Origin of the sequence: Streptomyces sp. NPDC101110 (genome assembly GCF_044759525.1) — a bacterium.
In the GTDB taxonomy this organism is placed as follows: Bacteria; Actinomycetota; Actinomycetes; order Streptomycetales; family Streptomycetaceae; genus Streptomyces.
Genome location: NZ_JBIVZM010000009.1, coordinates 117,528 through 134,085 on the forward strand (window position 1 = coordinate 117,528; position 16,558 = coordinate 134,085).

Sequence of the window (16,558 nt, forward strand, 5' to 3'; positions counted from 1 at the left end):
GGGAACGACAGCGGCGATGACGGTGACACAGGACGGTCCGCAGGCCATGGACGGGGCCGACGGGCTCTCGTACGGACCCGGCATCGACCCGGAGCGCCTGGCCGTCTGCCTCAGTGTGCTCGAGGAACTCGACAAGCTGGAGGTCGACCACCCGGACGCCGTCGCGGTGCGCCGGGCCACGGCCGGCATCTACCGCACGGTCAAGCAGCGCCGCCGCCAGGAGCGACGGGCGGCCAAGACCGCCCACGACAAGGCGGTCACGGAGGCCACGGCGACCGGCTCCGCCCAGCGCATCGACGACGAGACCGAGGGCCTGCTGCCGACGTCGGCCACCGAGGAGGGCAGGATCGCGGGGATACTCCAGCGCCCGCGCTCCTGCTACACCTGCAAGACCCGGTACGTGGAAGTCGACTACTTCTACCACCAGCTCTGTCCGGACTGCGCCCGGCTGAACCGCGAGAAGCGCGACGCCCGCGCCGACCTCACCGGCAAGCGGGCCTTGCTCACCGGCGGCCGCGCCAAGATCGGCATGTACATCGCGCTCCGGCTGCTGCGCGACGGCGCGCACACCACGATCACCACGCGCTTCCCCAAGGACGCCATCCGCCGCTTCAAGGCCATGGACGACTCCGCGGACTGGATGCACCGCCTGGAGATCGTCGGCATCGATCTGCGCGACCCCGCGCAGGCCGTGGCCCTCGCGGAGCAGGTCACCGAGGCGGGTCCGCTCGACATCCTCGTCAACAACGCGACGCAGACCGTGCGCCGTCTGCCCTCCGCGTACGCCGCGCTGGTCGAGGGCGAGGGCGCCCCGCTGCCCGCCGGCGAGCTGCCCGCCCACCACGTCATCGGCGCCTTCAACTCCGGCGCGGTCGACGGCATCGCAGCGCTGCCGCTCGGAACCAGCGGGCTCGACGCCCAGAAGGTGGCCGACCTCGCCCTGGTAGCGGGCAACGCCAGCGTCGAACGGCACCTGGACGGCACGGCGATCGACGCGGGCGGTCTCGTGCCCGACGTGGTCGACTCCAACACCTGGGTGCAGACCATCGAGCAGATCTCGCCCGTGGAGCTGCTGGAGACCCAGCTGTGCAACTACACGGCGCCCTTCATCCTGATCAGCGCGCTGCGGCCGGCCATGGCCGAGGCCGCGAAGAAGGCGCAGAGCGGACGCGCGTACGTGGTCAACGTGTCCGCGATGGAAGGGGTCTTCGGGCGCGGGTACAAGGGCGCCGGGCATCCGAACACCAACGCCGCGAAGGCCGCGATGAACATGGTGACGCGGACCAGCGCGCAGGAGATGTTCCAGACCGACGGCATCCTGATGACCTCGGTCGACACGGGCTGGATCACGGACGAGCGGCCGCACTACGACAAGCTGAGGCTCGCCGAGGCCGGGTTCCACGCGCCGCTCGACCTGGTCGACGGCGCGGCCCGGGTCTACGACCCGATCGTGCGGGGCGAGGCGGGACAGGACCTGTACGGAGTCTTCCTGAAGGACTACGCGCCCGGTAAGTGGTAGGGGCGCCGCCGGGTTGGCCATGCCGTCTGCCAGGAGCACGACTTGGGGCTCCTGGCAGGCAGGTCGCGACGCGGCCCGCCGGGCTTGAACCGTGCAACCGAATGGGCTGCGCCGTCGTCGAACGTACGCCGTTCGAGTGATTCACAAAAAGCCCATAAGTCTACAAATCGGTGCATTAACCGGAGTTGAACGCGGGATGACGCGCGATCGTTACCGGTTGTTTTCAGCCCCATCGAGCGGGGCCCTGCTCATTTGGTTAATCTGATGCGGACGGACAGCAGCAGGGGTCCTACCCACACCCACGGTCCGTCATGGGACCAGCCGGTTCACCACGGCCTGCTCTCCCGTGAGTCGACCGGCGCCACCGCGTCCGAACTGCATTTGGCATAGAGGCCCGAGTGGGCGTCAGGCGCAGCAGGACCGGCGCGTACGTCCCGAGGGTGACCGACACATAAGGAGTGCGCGGTGACACCGGAGAAGACGAATCGCGATCAGCGCCCCAAGGAACGCGGCGAGCGCGCCGGCCAGCGGGCCGACGAGCTCGGCAGCCTCGACGTGTGGGCCCGTTCGGCCCCGATCCGCCTCGCGGGCTACGAGGACGACCTCGCGGAGCCCCACATCCTGCCCAGCGTCGACTGACGGCGGGCGCACCCCACCGCGACCTCCGAGCGCATGGGCGTGCCAGACTCACGGCCATGCTGATCAGGGAAGCAACGGCTGACGACTGGCCTCGCATCTGGCCCTTCTGGCACCGCATCGTCGCCGCGGGCGAGACCTACGCATGGGACCCGGGCACCTCCGAGGAGGAAGCCCGGGTCCTGTGGATGAACCCGGCGAAACACGTCTACGTCGTCGAGAACGACAGTGGCGCCGTCGTCGCTTCCGCCTACCTCACCCCCAACTACGGCGGCCCCGCCGCCGGTATCGCCAACGCCGGCTTCATGGTCGACCCCGGCCAGGGCGGCCGGGGCTACGGCCGTGCCCTGGCCGAACACCTCCTGACCGAAGCCCGGACCGCCGGCTTCCGGGGCATGGTCTTCAACGCCGTCGTCGAGACCAACCCCGCCGTGGCACTGTGGACTTCCCTGGGCTTCACGATCCTCGGCACCGTCCCGGAGGCCTTCGACCACCCGCGGCACGGCCTGGTGGGGCTGCACATCATGTACCGGGCGCTGTAGGGCAGGACCGCGCTCCGCGAAGGAGGTTACGGCGACGCACCGGCGGAGCCGGTCAGGGCCGGGCGTACGGGCGGGTCATGATCTCCATGTTGTGGCCGTCCGGGTCCTCGAAGTAGGCGCCGCGACCGCCGAAGAGGTCGTTGACCCGGCCCGGCCGGGTGTGGTTCGGGTCGGCGTAGTAGGTGACCCCGAGCGCCTCCAGGCGGTCGATCATGCCGTCGAACCGTTCCTCGGGCACGAGGAACGCGTAGTGCTGCGACTGGATCGGCTCGTCGGTCTTCTCGTAGTAGTCGAGGGTCACACCGTTGCCCAGGTCGACGGGCAGGAACGGGCCGAAGGGGGCGCCGACCTCCAGACCCAGGACGGCCGCGAGGAACTCCGCGGACAGCCGGCGGTCGGAGGCGTAGACGGCGGTGTGGTCGAGGCGGGCGACCGTGGTCGGGAGTTCGGGGGCCTGCGGGGTGCGGGACATGTGTGAGTTCGTTTCCGGGTCTCGGGATCCGTGCGGAAGCGCCGATGCGGGGCGCTGGGATGAGGACACGAAGACGGGAGGCGGGGCGCGTGCCCTCTCCGGCTCTCGGGCGGGCCCGGGCGGGGCGATCCCCGCCGAGCTCACTCCGAGGCCGGGCGCCTCACTCGTGCATGGCCTACGGCCGACCCGGCAGTCACCCGGCCGACCCTAGTCCATCGGCGCCGTCCGCTGCCACGGGTTTCGCTCTTCCAACTGCCCGGCCAGAGCCAGCAGTCGGGACTCCGTACCGGGGCGGCCCACCAGCTGCACCGCGCACGGGGCGCCCGAGGGGTGGGTGCCGCAGGGGACGGACATCGCGGGCCAGCCGGTCAGGTTCCACGGGGGTGTCAGGGGCGAGTAGTTCGTGTTCGCCAGCACGTTGGCCAGCCAGCCACGCTCGTGCCAGGGCCCGGCCTTCGGGGAGCGGCGGGCGAGCGCGGGCGTCAGCAGCACGTCGTGCTCGGCGAAGAACGGCTCCAGCCGGCGGCGCAGCCGCTCGCGGCTCGCCCCGGTGCTCACGGTGCGCACGAAGGGCCGGCCGAGCCGGGCGTGGACGCGGGTGCGGCGCGTCAGCAGCCGCGGGTCGAGCGGCAGGGCGTCCGCGGCGGTGCCGGCCGTCCAGTGCGTCAGGGAGGTCGTGGCGAGTGACATCGGGTAGGGCGGGTCGGCGCGCCGGACCTGATGGCCCGCCCTCATCAGCAGCCCCGCCGCGTCCCGGGCGGCCGCCGCGTACGGACGGCTGACGGTGACGCCGGCCAGCGGACTGCGCAGCGACACGGCGACCCTGAGGGCGCCGGGCTCGGACACGGGCCCGGGTTCGATGCCTGCCAGGACCGAGAACATCAATCGGGCGTCCTCGACGGTCGTGGCGAGGGGCCCGTTCTCCGCCATGCCGAACCAGGTGCTGTCCCCCTCGCCGGTGGGGAGCACCCCCTGGCCCGGTTTGATGGTCACCAGGCCGCAGTTGGCGGCCGGTATGCGCAGGGAGCCCATCCCGTCGTTGCCGAGGGCGAGGGGCACCATCCCGGCGGACACGGCCGCCGCGCTGCCACCCGACGAACCGCCCGCCGAACGCGTGGGGTCCCAGGGGTTGCGGGCGATGCCCAGCACGCCGTCCGTCGTGCCGAAGACGCACAGCTCGGGGACGTTCGTGACCCCCACGACCACCGCGCCCGCCGCCCGCAGCCGGGCCACCGTCACATGGTCGCGCGCGGCCGGCGTGTCCGGTGTGGCGGCCGTGCCGATCCGCCGGGACTCGCCGCGCACGGCGAGGTTGTCCTTGACGGCCACGGGCACCCCGGCCAGGGGCAGTTCGGCGAAGTCGCCGCGCTCGGCCACCTCGTCGGCCTCGGCCAGGGCCGCCTCGGCGCGCACCGCGCGGAACGCGCCGACCCGGCCGTCGAGCCGCTCGATCCGGGCGAGGTGCTCGGCGACCACCTCCCGGGGAGTGACCCGCTTGTCGCGTACGGCGGCGGCGATCTCGGCGGCGGTACGGCCGGCCCAGGTGGTCACAGCGGCTCCTCGGAGGGGAGAGGGCGGACTTACTGACGAGTACGTAGGGAGAACTGTGCACCCGGCGGGGACCGCGCGTCGAGGCCGCCGACCGTGCCGGGATCGGCCGGTGGCGTGGGCGAGGGGCCTGCCGCGGCCGGTTCAGCGCAGGTGGCGTGCGAGGAAGGCCTCGGTGACGTCCATCGAGGCGGCCCACTTCGGCCCGAAGGTGTGTCCCTCACCGGAGACGGTGCGCAGTTCGACGTCCTTGCCCGCCTTCCGGAACGTGGCGGCCGCCTCGCGCGACCAGTCCAGGGGGCAGGTGCCGTCCGCGGTGCCGTGCTGGATCAGCAGAGGCTCGGTCATGCGGCCGGCGTGGGTGAGGGGCGAGACGCCCCGCCAGAACGCCGGATCGTCCGCGGGCGTGCCGTGCCTGTCCTCGATCTCGGCGACGACGGGGTCGCCGTCGGGCCGCTGGAAGTGGTCGATGTTCTCCTCCGGCCGCGCGCTGACCGGGGCGTACGCCACCGCCGCGTCGAACAGGCCCGGCGCCACGACCAGGGTGTTGTACACGACCCCGCCGCCCATGGAGCGCCCGAACAGCCCGATGCGGTCGCCGTCGATCTCCGGGCGCCCCGAGCCGCGCAGGGCCAGGGCGGCGCCGATGACGTCCTCGGTGTAGCCGAGGCGCAGGTTCACGTCGTTGTCCGGGTCCTTGTCGGAGCGGGCGTGATTGCGGTAGTCGGTGTGCAGGACGGCGTATCCGCGGCGGGCCAGGCGGTCCTGCTCACGCGGCATGCCCTGGCCGCTGACGTAGACATCGGGGTCGATGTAGCCGTGCGCCAGCACCACCGCCGGGAAGGGCCCCTCGCCCTCGGGGATGTTCATGATCCCCGAGATCGTCAGGCCGTTCGCCTCGTACGTGACGGCGTAGCGGGTGTAGGCGTCCGTGCGGTCGAGCACCGCGCCGAGGCGCAGGCCGGAGCCGGAGTGCTCGCGCTGCATCAGGGCCTGGAGGGAGACGGGGTCGGCCGGGGCGGGGGAGGGCGCTGTCCGCGGGCTCTCACCCGTGGCCCGGGCCGGTAGCGGAGCCGCCTCGGGCGCGCCGCCGCCCGCACCGCCGGTACAGCCCAGCGTGACGGCCAGCAGCAGTCCGGCGGCCGCGCAGGCGGAGCCCCGAAGCCGCATACCGTCCAGTGTGACCCCCCTCGGTGCCGCAGGACAGGGTCTGCCGTCCCCGGGGCCTCGGTGCTTATGGCGCAGGTCACATGCGCCCATGTCACATCGGAGGGGGCCGCCGCCTCATAGGGGTGTACGGCACCGACAACGGCAGAGGAGCTCACCATGAGCGCACGACTGGACGTCTTCGCCATCCCGAGCGCGAGCAAGGTCGTCAAGCAGTTCCACTCCCTGGGGCGGCTGGTGGTGGAGTCGCCGCTGCCGGCCACCACCCGGGAACTGGTCTCGCTCCGCACGAGCCAGATCAACGGATGCGCGGTCTGCATCGACATGCACACCAAGGAAGCCACCGCCGCGGGGGAGAGCTCCGTACGTCTCCATCTCGTCGCGGCGTGGCGGGAGGCCACGGTCTTCACCGAGGCCGAGCGGGCCGCGCTGGAACTGGCCGAGCAGGGCACGCGGATCGCCGACGGTGCGGGCGGCGTGCCGGACGCGGTGTGGCGGCGAGCCGCCGAGCACTACGACGAGGAACAGCTCATGGCGCTGGTGACCCTGATCGCCTTCATGAACACCGCGAACCGGCTCAACGTCATGCTCGAACAGCCGGCGGGCGACTACCGGCCCGGCCAGTTCGCGTAGCCGCGCAGGGCCGGCGCCCGGTCACGGCGTTCGGCCCGGCCCCGCCAGCCGGGTCGGCGGCAGGTACTCCCGTACGTACGTCCGCTCCCAGCACGCGCCCGTCTCCCGCAGTTCGCGCCACGACGTGAAGCGATAGCGGAACAGACGGGCGCGCACGTACCGAGGGGGCTCGTCCGGCGGGAACGGGGAGCGGCGCAGCAGCCTCAGGGTGTCCCGGTCGTTCTCCAGCAGCCGTTCCACCAGCGTCCCGAACCAGGAGTTCGCGTAGGCGGGGGAGAGGGCGGCGAACCACATCAGCCAGTCGAGCCGCAGATGATAGGGCGCGAACTGGCGCGGCCAGCGCCTCGGATCGCCCGGCTTGCCCTTGAACTCGTACTCCCGCCAACCCGAGTCCGCGTGCGGCGCGTCGTCCGCGGTGCCCTCCACCACCACCTCGTACCGCACGCGGCTCACACTGCCGAACGCCCCGTAGGTGTTGACCAGATGGAGCGGGTCGAAGGAGCGGTTCATGACCTGGCGGCGGGAGAGCATGTTGCGCACCGGCCGGTAGCCGAGGCCGAGCAGCAGCGCCGACACCGCGAGCACCACGACCACGTACCCCAGCGGGGCGTCGGGCACCTGCGGCGGATCGGCCGGGAACCGCACCGCCGACAGCGCCAGCACGATCGTGATCCAGTTCAGCCAGGAGAAGTTGCCCGACAGCACCAGCCACAGCTGGGTGACGATCATCAGCGACGCGGCGGCCGTCGCGACCGGCTGCGGGGTGAACAGCAGGAACGGCACCACGAGCTGGGTGAGGTGGTTCGCCGCCACCTCGACGCGGTGCACGGGTTTGGGCAGACGGTGGAAGAACCAGCTGAGCGGGCCCGGCATCGGCTGGGTCTCGTGGTGGTGGTCCAGGCAGGTGAGGTTGCGCCAGCAGGCGTCGCCGCGCATCTTGATCAGCCCCGCGCCGAACTCCACGCGGAACAGGATCCACCGCAGCAGGAACAGCACGACGACCGGCGGCGCCACCTCGTCGTTGCCGAGGAACACCGCGAGGAACCCGACCTCCAGCAGCAGCGACTCCCAGCCGAACGCGTACCAGGTCTGACCGACGTTGACGATCGACAGGTACAGCGCCCACGGCACCAGCCACAGTGCCATGCCGGCCCACAGCGGCAGCAGCGAGTCCAGTCCGGCCAGCAGCGCCGCCGACACCGCGCAGCCCGTCCAGGCGCACACCGCGAAGAAGCGGTCCGAGTAGTGCCACTGGAACAGGCTCGGCGCGCGCCTGAACGGCACCCGCTCGACGAACCGTGGCACCGGCAGCATGCCGCGCCGGCCGATCAGTGCGCGGAACTGGAGCGCCGCCGTCAGGAAGGCGACCAGATACACGGCCGCCAGGGCCCGCTGGAAGACCAGCCGGGTCACCCAGTAGTCGGATGCGGCGAACCATTCCACGGCCGTGCGGCCCTCCTTCCCGTACGCCGCGGGACCCGGCCGTCACGCTCGGTGCCCCGTCGCTCCGGTTGCGTGACCGGAGTGGCCGAAGCACACCACAGTGCCGGGCCCGACGTCATACCGGACACCCCGCATCCGCCCGTCGAAACCGGGCTGATGCCCCGCGATCGGGCCGCCGAGCGCCTCCCCGGCGGCCCCTCGGGTGTCTTCGGTGACCGAGGGCCGATCCGACACGGTGGCCCGTACACTCGGCGCATCCGGTCGAAGAATCGGACGAACCCTGGCAAGGTGGGCCCATGGCTGATCGGGGAGCGAGTGCCCTGTCCCTCCCGGACGACTGGCCCGCCCACCCGGATCCGATCCTCGCGCTCAACCGGATGGGCAGCTTCGACTGGGATCTGGACACCGGCCTGATGCAGATGGACGCCCGGGCCCACGAGGTCTTCGACGTGCGCTCCGACGAGTACGACGACCACCCCGAGACCCTCGCCAAGCGCGTGCCGCCCGACGAGTCCCGGCGCCTGGACACGGCGGTCTCGCAGGCACTCAAGGACGGCAGCGAGAACTACGGCGCCTACTTCCGCATCCGCCGCCGCGACGGCACCCTGCGCTGGACCCACACCCAGGGCTACATCCGGCGCGACGGCACCGGCCGCCCCCGCCGGATCATCGGCATCATCCGGGACGCCACCCAGGAACTCGGCGAGATCGACGCCCGCCGCGACCAGGCCGCCAAGGACGAGGCCCGTCGGCAGCAGACCAGCGTCGTCGAACTCACCACGGCCGCGCTCGCCCACGCCCGCACCGTCCAGGACGTCATCGACGTCCTCAAGGACACCCACGGCCTGGTCCACCTGGGCGCCACCAGTCTCGTCATGGGCCTGGTCGAGGCCGGCCGCATCCGCCTGGTCGCCGAGGGCCCCTCCGACAGCTTCGTCCCCGGCACCCGCGTCACCCGCATCGACGAGCCGTATCCGATGAGCGAGGCCGTCCGCACCCTCGGCCCGTGCTTCATCGAGTCGCCGGAGGAGTTCGCCGAGCGCTATCCGATCCTGTGGCCGCACATCACCGGCCTCGACATCACCTCGGCCGCCTACCTGCCGCTGATCGTCCAGGCCCGGCCAATCGGCGCCATGGGCCTGCTCTACAGCGACCGGTACGGCTTCACGTCCGAGGAGCGCAACATCCTCGTCGCCCTCGGCAGCAGCATCGCGCAGAGCCTGCAGCGGGCCATGTTCTACGAACAGGAGATGGACCTCGCGCAGGGCCTCCAGCAGGCCATGCTGCCCCGGACCATCCCGAGCGTGCCCGGCGCCGACGTCGCCGTGCGCTACCGCGCCGCCACCATCGGCGGCTCCGTCGGCCGGGACATCGGCGGCGACTGGTACGACCTGATCCCGCTGCCCGGCGGCCGGGTCGGCGCCGTCATCGGCGACGTCCAGGGCCACGACACGCACGCGGCCGCCGTCATGGGCCAGTTGCGCATCGTGCTGCGCGCCTACGCCGCCGAGGGACACCCCCCGGCCACCGTCATGGCCCGGGCCTCGGTCTTCCTGCACGAACTCGACACCGACCGCTCCGCGACCTGCCTCTACGCGGAGGCCGACCTGTCCACCGGCGTGCTCCAGGTGGTCCGGGCCGGCCACATCGATCCGCTGGTGCGCCACACCGACGGCTCCTGCCGCCGCGTCACCGTCCCCGGCGGGCTGCCGCTCGGCCTCTCCGCCGAGTTCGGCCGCCTCGACTACCCCGTGACCACCATGGAGCTCGACCCCGGCGACACGCTGCTGCTGTGCACCGACGGCCTGGTGGAGCAGCCCGGCGCCGACCTCGACGACGGCATGCGCACGCTGAGCGCGCTCGTCACCACCGGCCCCGACGACGTGCGGGACCTCGCCGAGCGGCTCATCGACGTGGCCGCCGAGCGCGGCGGCGACGACGACGTCGCGTTGCTCCTGCTGCGCAGGCGCGGACCCGAGGGTGCGCAGGCCGGCCGCCGGCTCCAACGACGCGTGGCCCCCGGCGACCCCGGGGCCCTCGCCGGGACCCGGCACATGATCCGCACCGCGGTCGCCGCCTGGGGAGCGGGCGAGCGTGCCGACGAGATCGAACTGGTCGCCGACGAGCTGATCACCAACGCCCTGATGCACACCGAGGGCTCGGCGGTCGTCACCCTGCGGGCCTTCACCGGCTCCGAGCCCCGGCTGCGCGTCGAGGTCGAGGACTCCTCGAGCGCCCTGCCGCGCCGCCGCGAGGCGGGCGACTCGGGCGTCTCCGGGCGGGGCCTGCTCCTGGTCGAGCTGCTCACCGACGTGTGGGGCGTGGAGGCCCGGGGCGGCGGCAAGGCCGTGTGGTGCGAGTTCGTGGTGCCCGGCCGGGACTGACCCCGCGTGGCACTCTGGACCTATGCCGGAACTCCCCGAGGTCGAGGCGCTCAAGGACTTCCTGACCGAGCACCTCGTCGGCCACGAGATCGTACGGGTGCTGCCCGTCGCGATCAGCGTCCTGAAGACGTACGACCCTCCCCTGTCCGCGCTGGAGGGCCACGAGGTCGCCGCCGTACGCCGGTACGGCAAGTTCCTCGACCTCGCGACCGCGGACGGGCCGCACCTCGTGACGCACCTGGCCCGCGCGGGCTGGCTGCACTGGAAGGACCGCCTCCCCGACGGCCCGCCCCGCCCCGGCAAGGGCCCCCTCGCGCTGCGCGTGGCCCTGGAGACCGGCGCCGGGTTCGACCTGACCGAGGCCGGCACCCAGAAGCGGCTCGCGGTGTACGTCGTGGGCGACCCGCAGCAGGTCGAGGGCGTGGCCCGGCTCGGCCCCGACCCGCTCGCCGACGACTTCGACGAGCGGCGCCTCGCGGAGCTCCTGGCCGGTGAACGGCGGCAGCTCAAGGGCGCGTTGCGCGACCAGAGCCTGATCGCGGGTGTGGGCAACGCCTACAGCGACGAGATCCTGCACGTGGCGAGGATGTCGCCGTTCAAACTGGCGGCGTCCCTGAACGAGGAGGAGACCGGGCGGTTGTACGCGGCGCTGCGCGAGACGCTCACCGGGGCGGTCGAGCGTTCCCGGGGGGTGGCGGCGGGACGGCTCAAGGCCGAGAAGAAGAGCGGACTCCGCGTCCACGGCCGTACCGGTGAGCCCTGCCCGGTGTGCGGCGACACCATTCGTGAGGTGTCCTTCAGCGACTCCTCGCTCCAGTACTGCCCGACCTGCCAGACGGGCGGCAAGCCGCTGGCGGACCGCAGGATGTCCCGGCTGCTGAAGTGACCCGGGCCGGGTTCCGCGGCTACCGGGACGGCGGTGACCACTCGAACATCAGGATGGTCGCGTCGTCCCGCAGCCGGCTCGTCGGCGAGTCCAGGATGGAGTGGATGAGCCGTCGCAGCGTCTCGGACGGCAGCTCGCCCGCGGCCGTTGCCCCGATGATGTACTCGGCGAACTGTTCGAGCCCGAACTCCGCGCCGTCGACGGCCCTGGCCTCCGTGACCCCGTCGGTGTACATCAGCACCCGGTCGCCGGGTTTCAGCGCGATCTCGTGCGTCTCCCGCCGCCGCTCGGTCAGCAGGGACGGCATCCCCATCGGCGGGCTCGCCTCGCGCCGCATGGCGTCGACCAACGGCCGGCGGTCGCGGATGAGCAGCGGGGTGGGGTGCCCGCAGTTCACCCACCGCAGCATCCCCGACGCGAGGTCCAGCTGGGCGAGGACACCTGTGCAGAACTGGTCCGGGAGCCACTGCGACAGCGCGTCGTCGACGCTCTCCACCAGCTCGGGCAGGTCCGCCCCTGTGCGCCGGGCGTTGCGGCACGCGGCCAGTGACACCGCCGTGGTGAGTCCGGAGGCCAGGTTGTGCCCCATGGCATCGAGCACCGCGACGTGCAGCGTCGTCTCCGTCAGGGAGTGGTCGAACGCGTCCCCGCCGAGTTCGTAGGCCGGCTCCAGTACGGCCGTCGACACGACGTGCGAGGTGCCGATCGTCCGGGGCGGGAGGAAGGCCCGCAGCATCTCGGCGGGCAGCCGCATCGGCCGGGTGCGCAGACGCCGTACGAAGGAGTCCTGGTACGCCCGCGCCGAGGTGATCATCATGGCGAGCAGCGTGGCCAGGGCGCGGGCGCGGCGCAGTACGTCCGGTGTCAGCGCGGGGGAGTCGACCGCGATGACGCCCAGGCGTTCGGCGCCGTCCACGAGCGGGATCCAGGCCGTCATGCCGCCCTCCTCGGACACCGCCACGCGCAGGGACTGGGTGCGGTAGGTCCAGCCCGCGAGTGAGCTGTCGATGAGCAGGGGAGAGACCACGTCCGTGAGCGGCACCAGCCGGCGCTGCTGGATGTCGGAAAGGTAGACCACGGAGCTCTGCAGGCCGAGGGCCTTGGTGCAGCGGGCCGCCACGGTGGGCAGGTCCAGGGTCGCGTTCTCCGGGTCGGCCAGGAAGTCCACCAGGCGGCCGTCCCCGGTCTCTGCCGTCACCTCGTCTCCCCTCGCCGGGACCGCCGGCACCCCGGCGGTCTCCCGGGTGCGTCGTCCAGCAGTCTCACACCGGGGCGCGCCCGGCGCCCGGCGACACGGGGCGGACGGATGGTCAGCTCGGCTGGATCCTCCACAGGGTCTCGCCGGCGGCCGAGCGGATCTCGTAGCGGGCGATGTCCTCCGGATGCATGGAGGAGCTGGCCATCATCGTGTTGGGGTGATCGTCGTGCCCGGGCCCGTGCCAGCTGGTGGCGGTCTCCTCGGTGCCGTTGTGTCCGATGATCACCAGGTGGCAGGCGCGCGGGCCCGAACCGTCCTTGACCTTCAGCTCGACCTGGCTGCCCGAGGCCTCGTCCTCCGTCGTGACCTGCGCCCACACTCCCGTCCGGGCGTCGGTCGCCGCGACGGTCCGTGGCTGCTCCTCGGCGCTGCCCTCGGCCATCATCGCGATGCCGGGGACCGACGCCGCGAAGGCGACCGAGGCGGCCAGTGCGAACAGCAGACGTCTGCGTCCGGCCCGGCGCCGGGTCGCCACCTCGGCCAGCAGCCCGTCCAGCATGCGCGGCCCGGGCTGGGCCAGCGGGTGCACGAACCGTGGCGTCGACCGCCGGTACAGCATCAACTGCCGTGTGGTCGGGCCGAATTCCGTCACCTCTGCAGCGCACCGAGGGCACTCCATGAGGTGGTCCTCGAAGCGGAATGCCTCCGCCTCGTCCAGCACGCCGAGCGCGTAGGCCGCGACGTCGTGATGCCTTTCCAGGGACCTCATGCCGAATCCTCGTGCCGTTGGGTGCGGGTGGGGTTACTCCTTGCTCCCACCGGTACGGACCAGGCAGCGGAATCACTCAAGCCGGTGACACAATCGCAACCAAAGGATTCGGAGCCCTCCGGCCCGCGGATTGGTCCGGGGCCGCAGAAGTCTAAAAAAGATGGATCGCGAGGTGTCCCAGCGGCAGTCCGAGCTGCCAGGCGGGCGTCCAGACCTTCGGCCCCTCGTCCTCCCCGGCCACCGGCGCGCCCCCCGGCACCGCGTTCAGATCGGGTGCGAGCAGCTCCGTCTCCTGCAGCCAGCGCCAGGCCTCCTCGGCGAGGTCGAGGTCCGGCGCGGACCGGCCCGACGTCGCGGCGCCGGTGGCGAGCTCGGCCAGCCGCTCGCGCACCCATTCCTGCCACGGCTGGTCGTAGGCGGTCAGCGACAGCCACGTCTCGAGCTGCGTGACGACCCGGATGCCGGAGAGCTCCCCGTCGGTGTCGGACAGGAAGATGGTCAGCGCCAGGGCGTCCCGCCCGGCGCGGAACTCGAAGGACGTCGGCGGCATCAGATCGCCGGTCCGCAGCAGCTCGTCGGCGATGTACTCGGCGTACAACCACGCCATGGGAACGGTCAGTTCACCGTCGGCACCGTCCGTGCCCCCCTGCTCTTCGTCCAGCATCCCTTCCTGCCTTCCTCCGGTATGTGCGCGTCGCCCGACCCCGGGCCCCGGGAGCACTGACGGCCCCCTCCGGAACACGGATGAGAACACCCGATTACTCAACCGGGGTCATCGGCAAGGCGCTTTACGGAGGCTTGACCCAGCCATTGGTTTCATCGCAGGTCGGCGGCGTATCCCGGTAGCACCCTGCGCAGGGCGCGCAGCGCGTAGTACGCGCGGGACTTCACGGTACCGGGCGGGATCCCGAGGGCTGCCGCCGCTTCCGCCACACTCGCCCCCTGGAAGTACACGAGCACCAGGACTTCACGGTGCTGCGGAGTGAGTGTCTTCACAGCCTCGCGGACGTCGAGCATCGCCGCTGCCCGCTCGGCGTGGTCGGAGATGACCCGCGCGTTCTCCAGCACCGCGTCGCCGACCTCGGGCGGACGGGCCTGGCGGGCCCGCCGGGCGTCGATCGCGAGCCGGCGCGCGACGGTCATCAGCCAGGGCCGCACCGAGTCGAAGTCGTCGGCGCGCAGGGCCTCGGGGTGTTGCCAGGCACGCACCAGCGTCTCCTGGACGAGGTCCTCCGCGCGCTGCCGGTCGCCGTCGCAGAGCCGCAGCAGCAGCGCGAAGAGGGGCCGGCCGTGCTCGCGCTGCAGCGCGGCGAGCTCGTGCTCGGCGGTCGTTCCGTTCGTGAGAGTGGATCCGGCCGTCATGGCCGTATGGCACCGCAGCGCGCGGCCCCGGCACAGGGCACGTACCCGGCTGTGCGACGGACGGTCGATCGCGTCGACGAACGGTTCGACGAACGGTCGGGCACCCGGCCATGCGGGTGCCGGACGGGCTGATGAGCGTGTCGGAGACGCGTGGGGCGCCAGGAGCCTTCTTTCCTGATGGTGCGTAAATATGACCACTACGCCCACAGTGGGGTGAATGCATGCTCGCGCGCAGTCGACAGATCGCCCTGGCCCTGACCGTCGTCCTCGCCGCAGGCGCCGCCTGCCAGGCCCGCGACCACGACAAGCCCGACCGCGGACGCCCGGCGCCGGCCGCCGGGCCTCGCGGCTTCACACTCGTCGCCTCCGGTGACGTCCTCCCGCACAGCACGATCATCGACCGGGCCCGCTTCGACGCCGGCGGCACCGGATACGACTTCCGGCCGATGCTCGCCGGGATCCGCTCCGTCGTCTCACGCGCCGACGTGGCCCTGTGCCACATGGAGACCGTCTACGGCGCGAACGGCGTGTACACCGGCTACCCCACCTTCAAGTCCCCGCCCGAGGTGGCCCCGGCCCTCGCCGCCACCGGCTACGACGGCTGCTCCACCGCCTCCAACCACACCCTCGACGACGGGGCCGACGGTATCCGCCGCACCCTCGACGCCCTCGACCGCGCGGGCGTACGCCACGCAGGCTCGGCCCGCACCGAGGAGGAGGCACGCACCACGACCGTCCTCCGAGCGGGCCCGGCCGCGGTCGCCCACCTCGCCTACACCTACGACACCAACGGCATCGCATTCCCCGACGGGCAGCCCTGGGCCGTCAACCTCACCGACGAGACCAGGATCGTCGAGGACGCCCGGGCCGCGCGCCGGGCGGGCGCCGACGTGGTCGTGGTCTCCCTGCACTGGGGCACCGAGTGGCAGGACGCACCCGACGACCGGCAGCAGGCCCTGGCCCGGAGCCTCACCGCCGCGCGCACCGGTGGCCGCCCGGACATCGACCTGATCCTCGGCACCCACGCGCACGTCCCGCAGGCCTACGAGAAGGTCAACGGCACCTGGGTGATCTACGGGATGGGCGACCAGATCGCCGGCGAGATGACCAACTACGAGGGCGCCACGGACCCGCGTGGCAACCAGTCCACCCTCGGCCGCTTCACCTTCGCCCCGCCGGCCCGGCCGGGGGAACGCTGGCAGGTGACCAAGGCGGAGTTCGTCCCGCAGCTCTTCGACGTCGACGCCGGCCGGGTCGTGAACCTCAACCGGGCGCTCGCCCAGGGCGCCGACGTCCGGGCCGTCCGCGACCGCATCCGCGACGTGGTGCTCAGCCGCGGCGCGGCACAGGACGGACTGGTGATGGGGGAGTAGCGGCCCCCGCGCCCCGGGTGGCGTACGGCCCTACGGCACCACCGTCACCGGCCACCGCCCCGCCTTCACCAGGCGTACCGCCACCGAGCCGACGATGCGGTGGCCGGCCTGTTCCGAGGCGCCCACGACGACCGCGTCCGCCTTGAGTTCGTCGGCCGCCGCCACCAGGCCGTTGTACGGGTCGCCGCGGAAGGTGTGGAATTCCCAGCGGACCTCGAATATCCCCTTGAGCCGCTCGGCCGAGTCCCGGATCTGTGTCACCAGGTCCTCGGCGATCTCGTCCGTCGTCTCCGCCACCGGCACCCCCAGCGCCGTACCGGCCGCCAGCACCGGCTGCACGTACACCACGGCGAGCAGCGCGTGCTGGCGCCGGGCCAGGCCCGCGGCGTAGGCCGCGGCCCGCAGGGAGGAGTCGGAGCCGTCGACCCCGGCCACGATCACCTTCGGCCCGTCCGTGCCCCGCTCGAACCGGGGGGAGTGCTGTTCCGTCACGCCGCGAGGCTATCGGAACCATCAACTCCGGCCGCCGGGAGGGACGGGGCCCGGCGGACGGCACCGGGGGCCGGTGAGCCGGTTGCCGCAGCACCGGCTCGGACGGCACCGGGGCCGGTGAGCCGGCTGCTGCC

The 16,558-nt window shown here is 72.3% G+C and carries 16 protein-coding genes; 7 read left to right on the forward strand and 9 right to left on the reverse strand.

From position 1 onward, the window contains the following. The first annotated feature begins 16 nt into the window (after positions 1 to 16). The 3 genes from ACIQU3_RS21985 to ACIQU3_RS21995 all read left to right on the forward strand — a co-directional run bounded on the left by ACIQU3_RS21985 (position 17) and on the right by ACIQU3_RS21995 (position 2,697). Complete coding sequence (locus ACIQU3_RS21985; protein ID WP_403735940.1) at positions 17 to 1,519, forward strand: SDR family NAD(P)-dependent oxidoreductase; 1,503 nt, start codon at positions 17 to 19, stop codon at positions 1,517 to 1,519. 465 nt (positions 1,520 to 1,984) lie between these two features. Beyond that, complete coding sequence (locus tag ACIQU3_RS21990; protein ID WP_403735935.1) at positions 1,985 to 2,158, forward strand: hypothetical protein; 174 nt, start codon at positions 1,985 to 1,987, stop codon at positions 2,156 to 2,158. Positions 2,159 to 2,214: 56 nt separating this feature from the next. Continuing rightward, entirely contained in the window at positions 2,215 to 2,697 is a 483-nt protein-coding gene (locus tag ACIQU3_RS21995; RefSeq protein WP_403927237.1) for a GNAT family N-acetyltransferase, read from the forward strand. Positions 2,698 to 2,749: 52 nt separating this feature from the next. Here the strand turns inward: ACIQU3_RS21995 and ACIQU3_RS22000 are convergent, their stop codons facing one another. The 3 genes from ACIQU3_RS22000 to ACIQU3_RS22010 all read right to left on the reverse strand — a co-directional run bounded on the left by ACIQU3_RS22000 (position 2,750) and on the right by ACIQU3_RS22010 (position 5,887). Further along, complete coding sequence (locus ACIQU3_RS22000; RefSeq protein WP_403735929.1) at positions 2,750 to 3,169, reverse strand: VOC family protein; 420 nt, start codon at positions 3,167 to 3,169, stop codon at positions 2,750 to 2,752. A gap of 207 nt (positions 3,170 to 3,376) precedes the next feature. Next, positions 3,377 to 4,720 carry an amidase gene (locus ACIQU3_RS22005; protein WP_403735926.1) on the reverse strand — a complete coding sequence of 448 codons (1,344 nt, stop codon included), beginning with the start codon at positions 4,718 to 4,720 and terminating at the stop codon, positions 3,377 to 3,379. A gap of 141 nt (positions 4,721 to 4,861) precedes the next feature. Next, positions 4,862 to 5,887: an alpha/beta hydrolase family protein gene (locus ACIQU3_RS22010; protein ID WP_403927240.1), complete on the reverse strand. Its 1,026-nt coding sequence runs from the start codon at positions 5,885 to 5,887 to the stop codon at positions 4,862 to 4,864. A 156-nt stretch (positions 5,888 to 6,043) separates the two neighbouring features. On the opposite strand from ACIQU3_RS22010, the gene ACIQU3_RS22015 reads away from it, so the two are divergent. Continuing rightward, positions 6,044 to 6,517, forward strand: coding sequence for a carboxymuconolactone decarboxylase family protein (locus ACIQU3_RS22015; protein WP_403735919.1), 474 nt, complete (start codon positions 6,044 to 6,046; stop codon positions 6,515 to 6,517). A gap of 21 nt (positions 6,518 to 6,538) precedes the next feature. Here the strand turns inward: ACIQU3_RS22015 and ACIQU3_RS22020 are convergent, their stop codons facing one another. After that, positions 6,539 to 7,960, reverse strand: coding sequence for a lipase maturation factor family protein (locus ACIQU3_RS22020; RefSeq protein ID WP_403735916.1), 1,422 nt, complete (start codon positions 7,958 to 7,960; stop codon positions 6,539 to 6,541). A 296-nt stretch (positions 7,961 to 8,256) separates the two neighbouring features. On the opposite strand from ACIQU3_RS22020, the gene ACIQU3_RS22025 reads away from it, so the two are divergent. Together ACIQU3_RS22025 and ACIQU3_RS22030 are read left to right on the forward strand one after the other, a co-directional pair. Continuing rightward, entirely contained in the window at positions 8,257 to 10,344 is a 2,088-nt protein-coding gene (locus ACIQU3_RS22025) for a SpoIIE family protein phosphatase (protein ID WP_403735913.1), read from the forward strand. A 22-nt stretch (positions 10,345 to 10,366) separates the two neighbouring features. Then, positions 10,367 to 11,230: an Fpg/Nei family DNA glycosylase gene (locus tag ACIQU3_RS22030; protein ID WP_403735910.1), complete on the forward strand. Its 864-nt coding sequence runs from the start codon at positions 10,367 to 10,369 to the stop codon at positions 11,228 to 11,230. Between the two features lie 19 nt (positions 11,231 to 11,249). Here ACIQU3_RS22030 and ACIQU3_RS22035 read toward each other — a convergent pair whose 3' ends face one another. The 4 genes from ACIQU3_RS22035 to ACIQU3_RS22050 all read right to left on the reverse strand — a co-directional run bounded on the left by ACIQU3_RS22035 (position 11,250) and on the right by ACIQU3_RS22050 (position 14,559). Further along, positions 11,250 to 12,428, reverse strand: coding sequence for a PP2C family protein-serine/threonine phosphatase (locus tag ACIQU3_RS22035; RefSeq protein WP_403735906.1), 1,179 nt, complete (start codon positions 12,426 to 12,428; stop codon positions 11,250 to 11,252). A gap of 112 nt (positions 12,429 to 12,540) precedes the next feature. Beyond that, a complete protein-coding gene (locus ACIQU3_RS22040) occupies positions 12,541 to 13,197 on the reverse strand; it encodes a zf-HC2 domain-containing protein (RefSeq protein ID WP_403735903.1) in 657 nt (218 codons plus the stop codon). A 151-nt stretch (positions 13,198 to 13,348) separates the two neighbouring features. Further along, entirely contained in the window at positions 13,349 to 13,861 is a 513-nt protein-coding gene (locus ACIQU3_RS22045) for a hypothetical protein (protein WP_403927242.1), read from the reverse strand. 152 nt (positions 13,862 to 14,013) lie between these two features. Next, entirely contained in the window at positions 14,014 to 14,559 is a 546-nt protein-coding gene (locus ACIQU3_RS22050) for a sigma-70 family RNA polymerase sigma factor (protein ID WP_403735895.1), read from the reverse strand. Between the two features lie 221 nt (positions 14,560 to 14,780). Here ACIQU3_RS22050 and ACIQU3_RS22055 point away from each other — a divergent pair, with 221 nt between their 5' ends. Continuing rightward, a complete protein-coding gene (locus tag ACIQU3_RS22055; RefSeq protein ID WP_403927244.1) occupies positions 14,781 to 15,932 on the forward strand; it encodes a CapA family protein in 1,152 nt (383 codons plus the stop codon). A gap of 30 nt (positions 15,933 to 15,962) precedes the next feature. Here the strand turns inward: ACIQU3_RS22055 and ACIQU3_RS22060 are convergent, their stop codons facing one another. Beyond that, positions 15,963 to 16,424, reverse strand: coding sequence for a universal stress protein (locus tag ACIQU3_RS22060; RefSeq protein ID WP_403927247.1), 462 nt, complete (start codon positions 16,422 to 16,424; stop codon positions 15,963 to 15,965). Positions 16,425 to 16,558 lie beyond the last annotated feature (134 nt).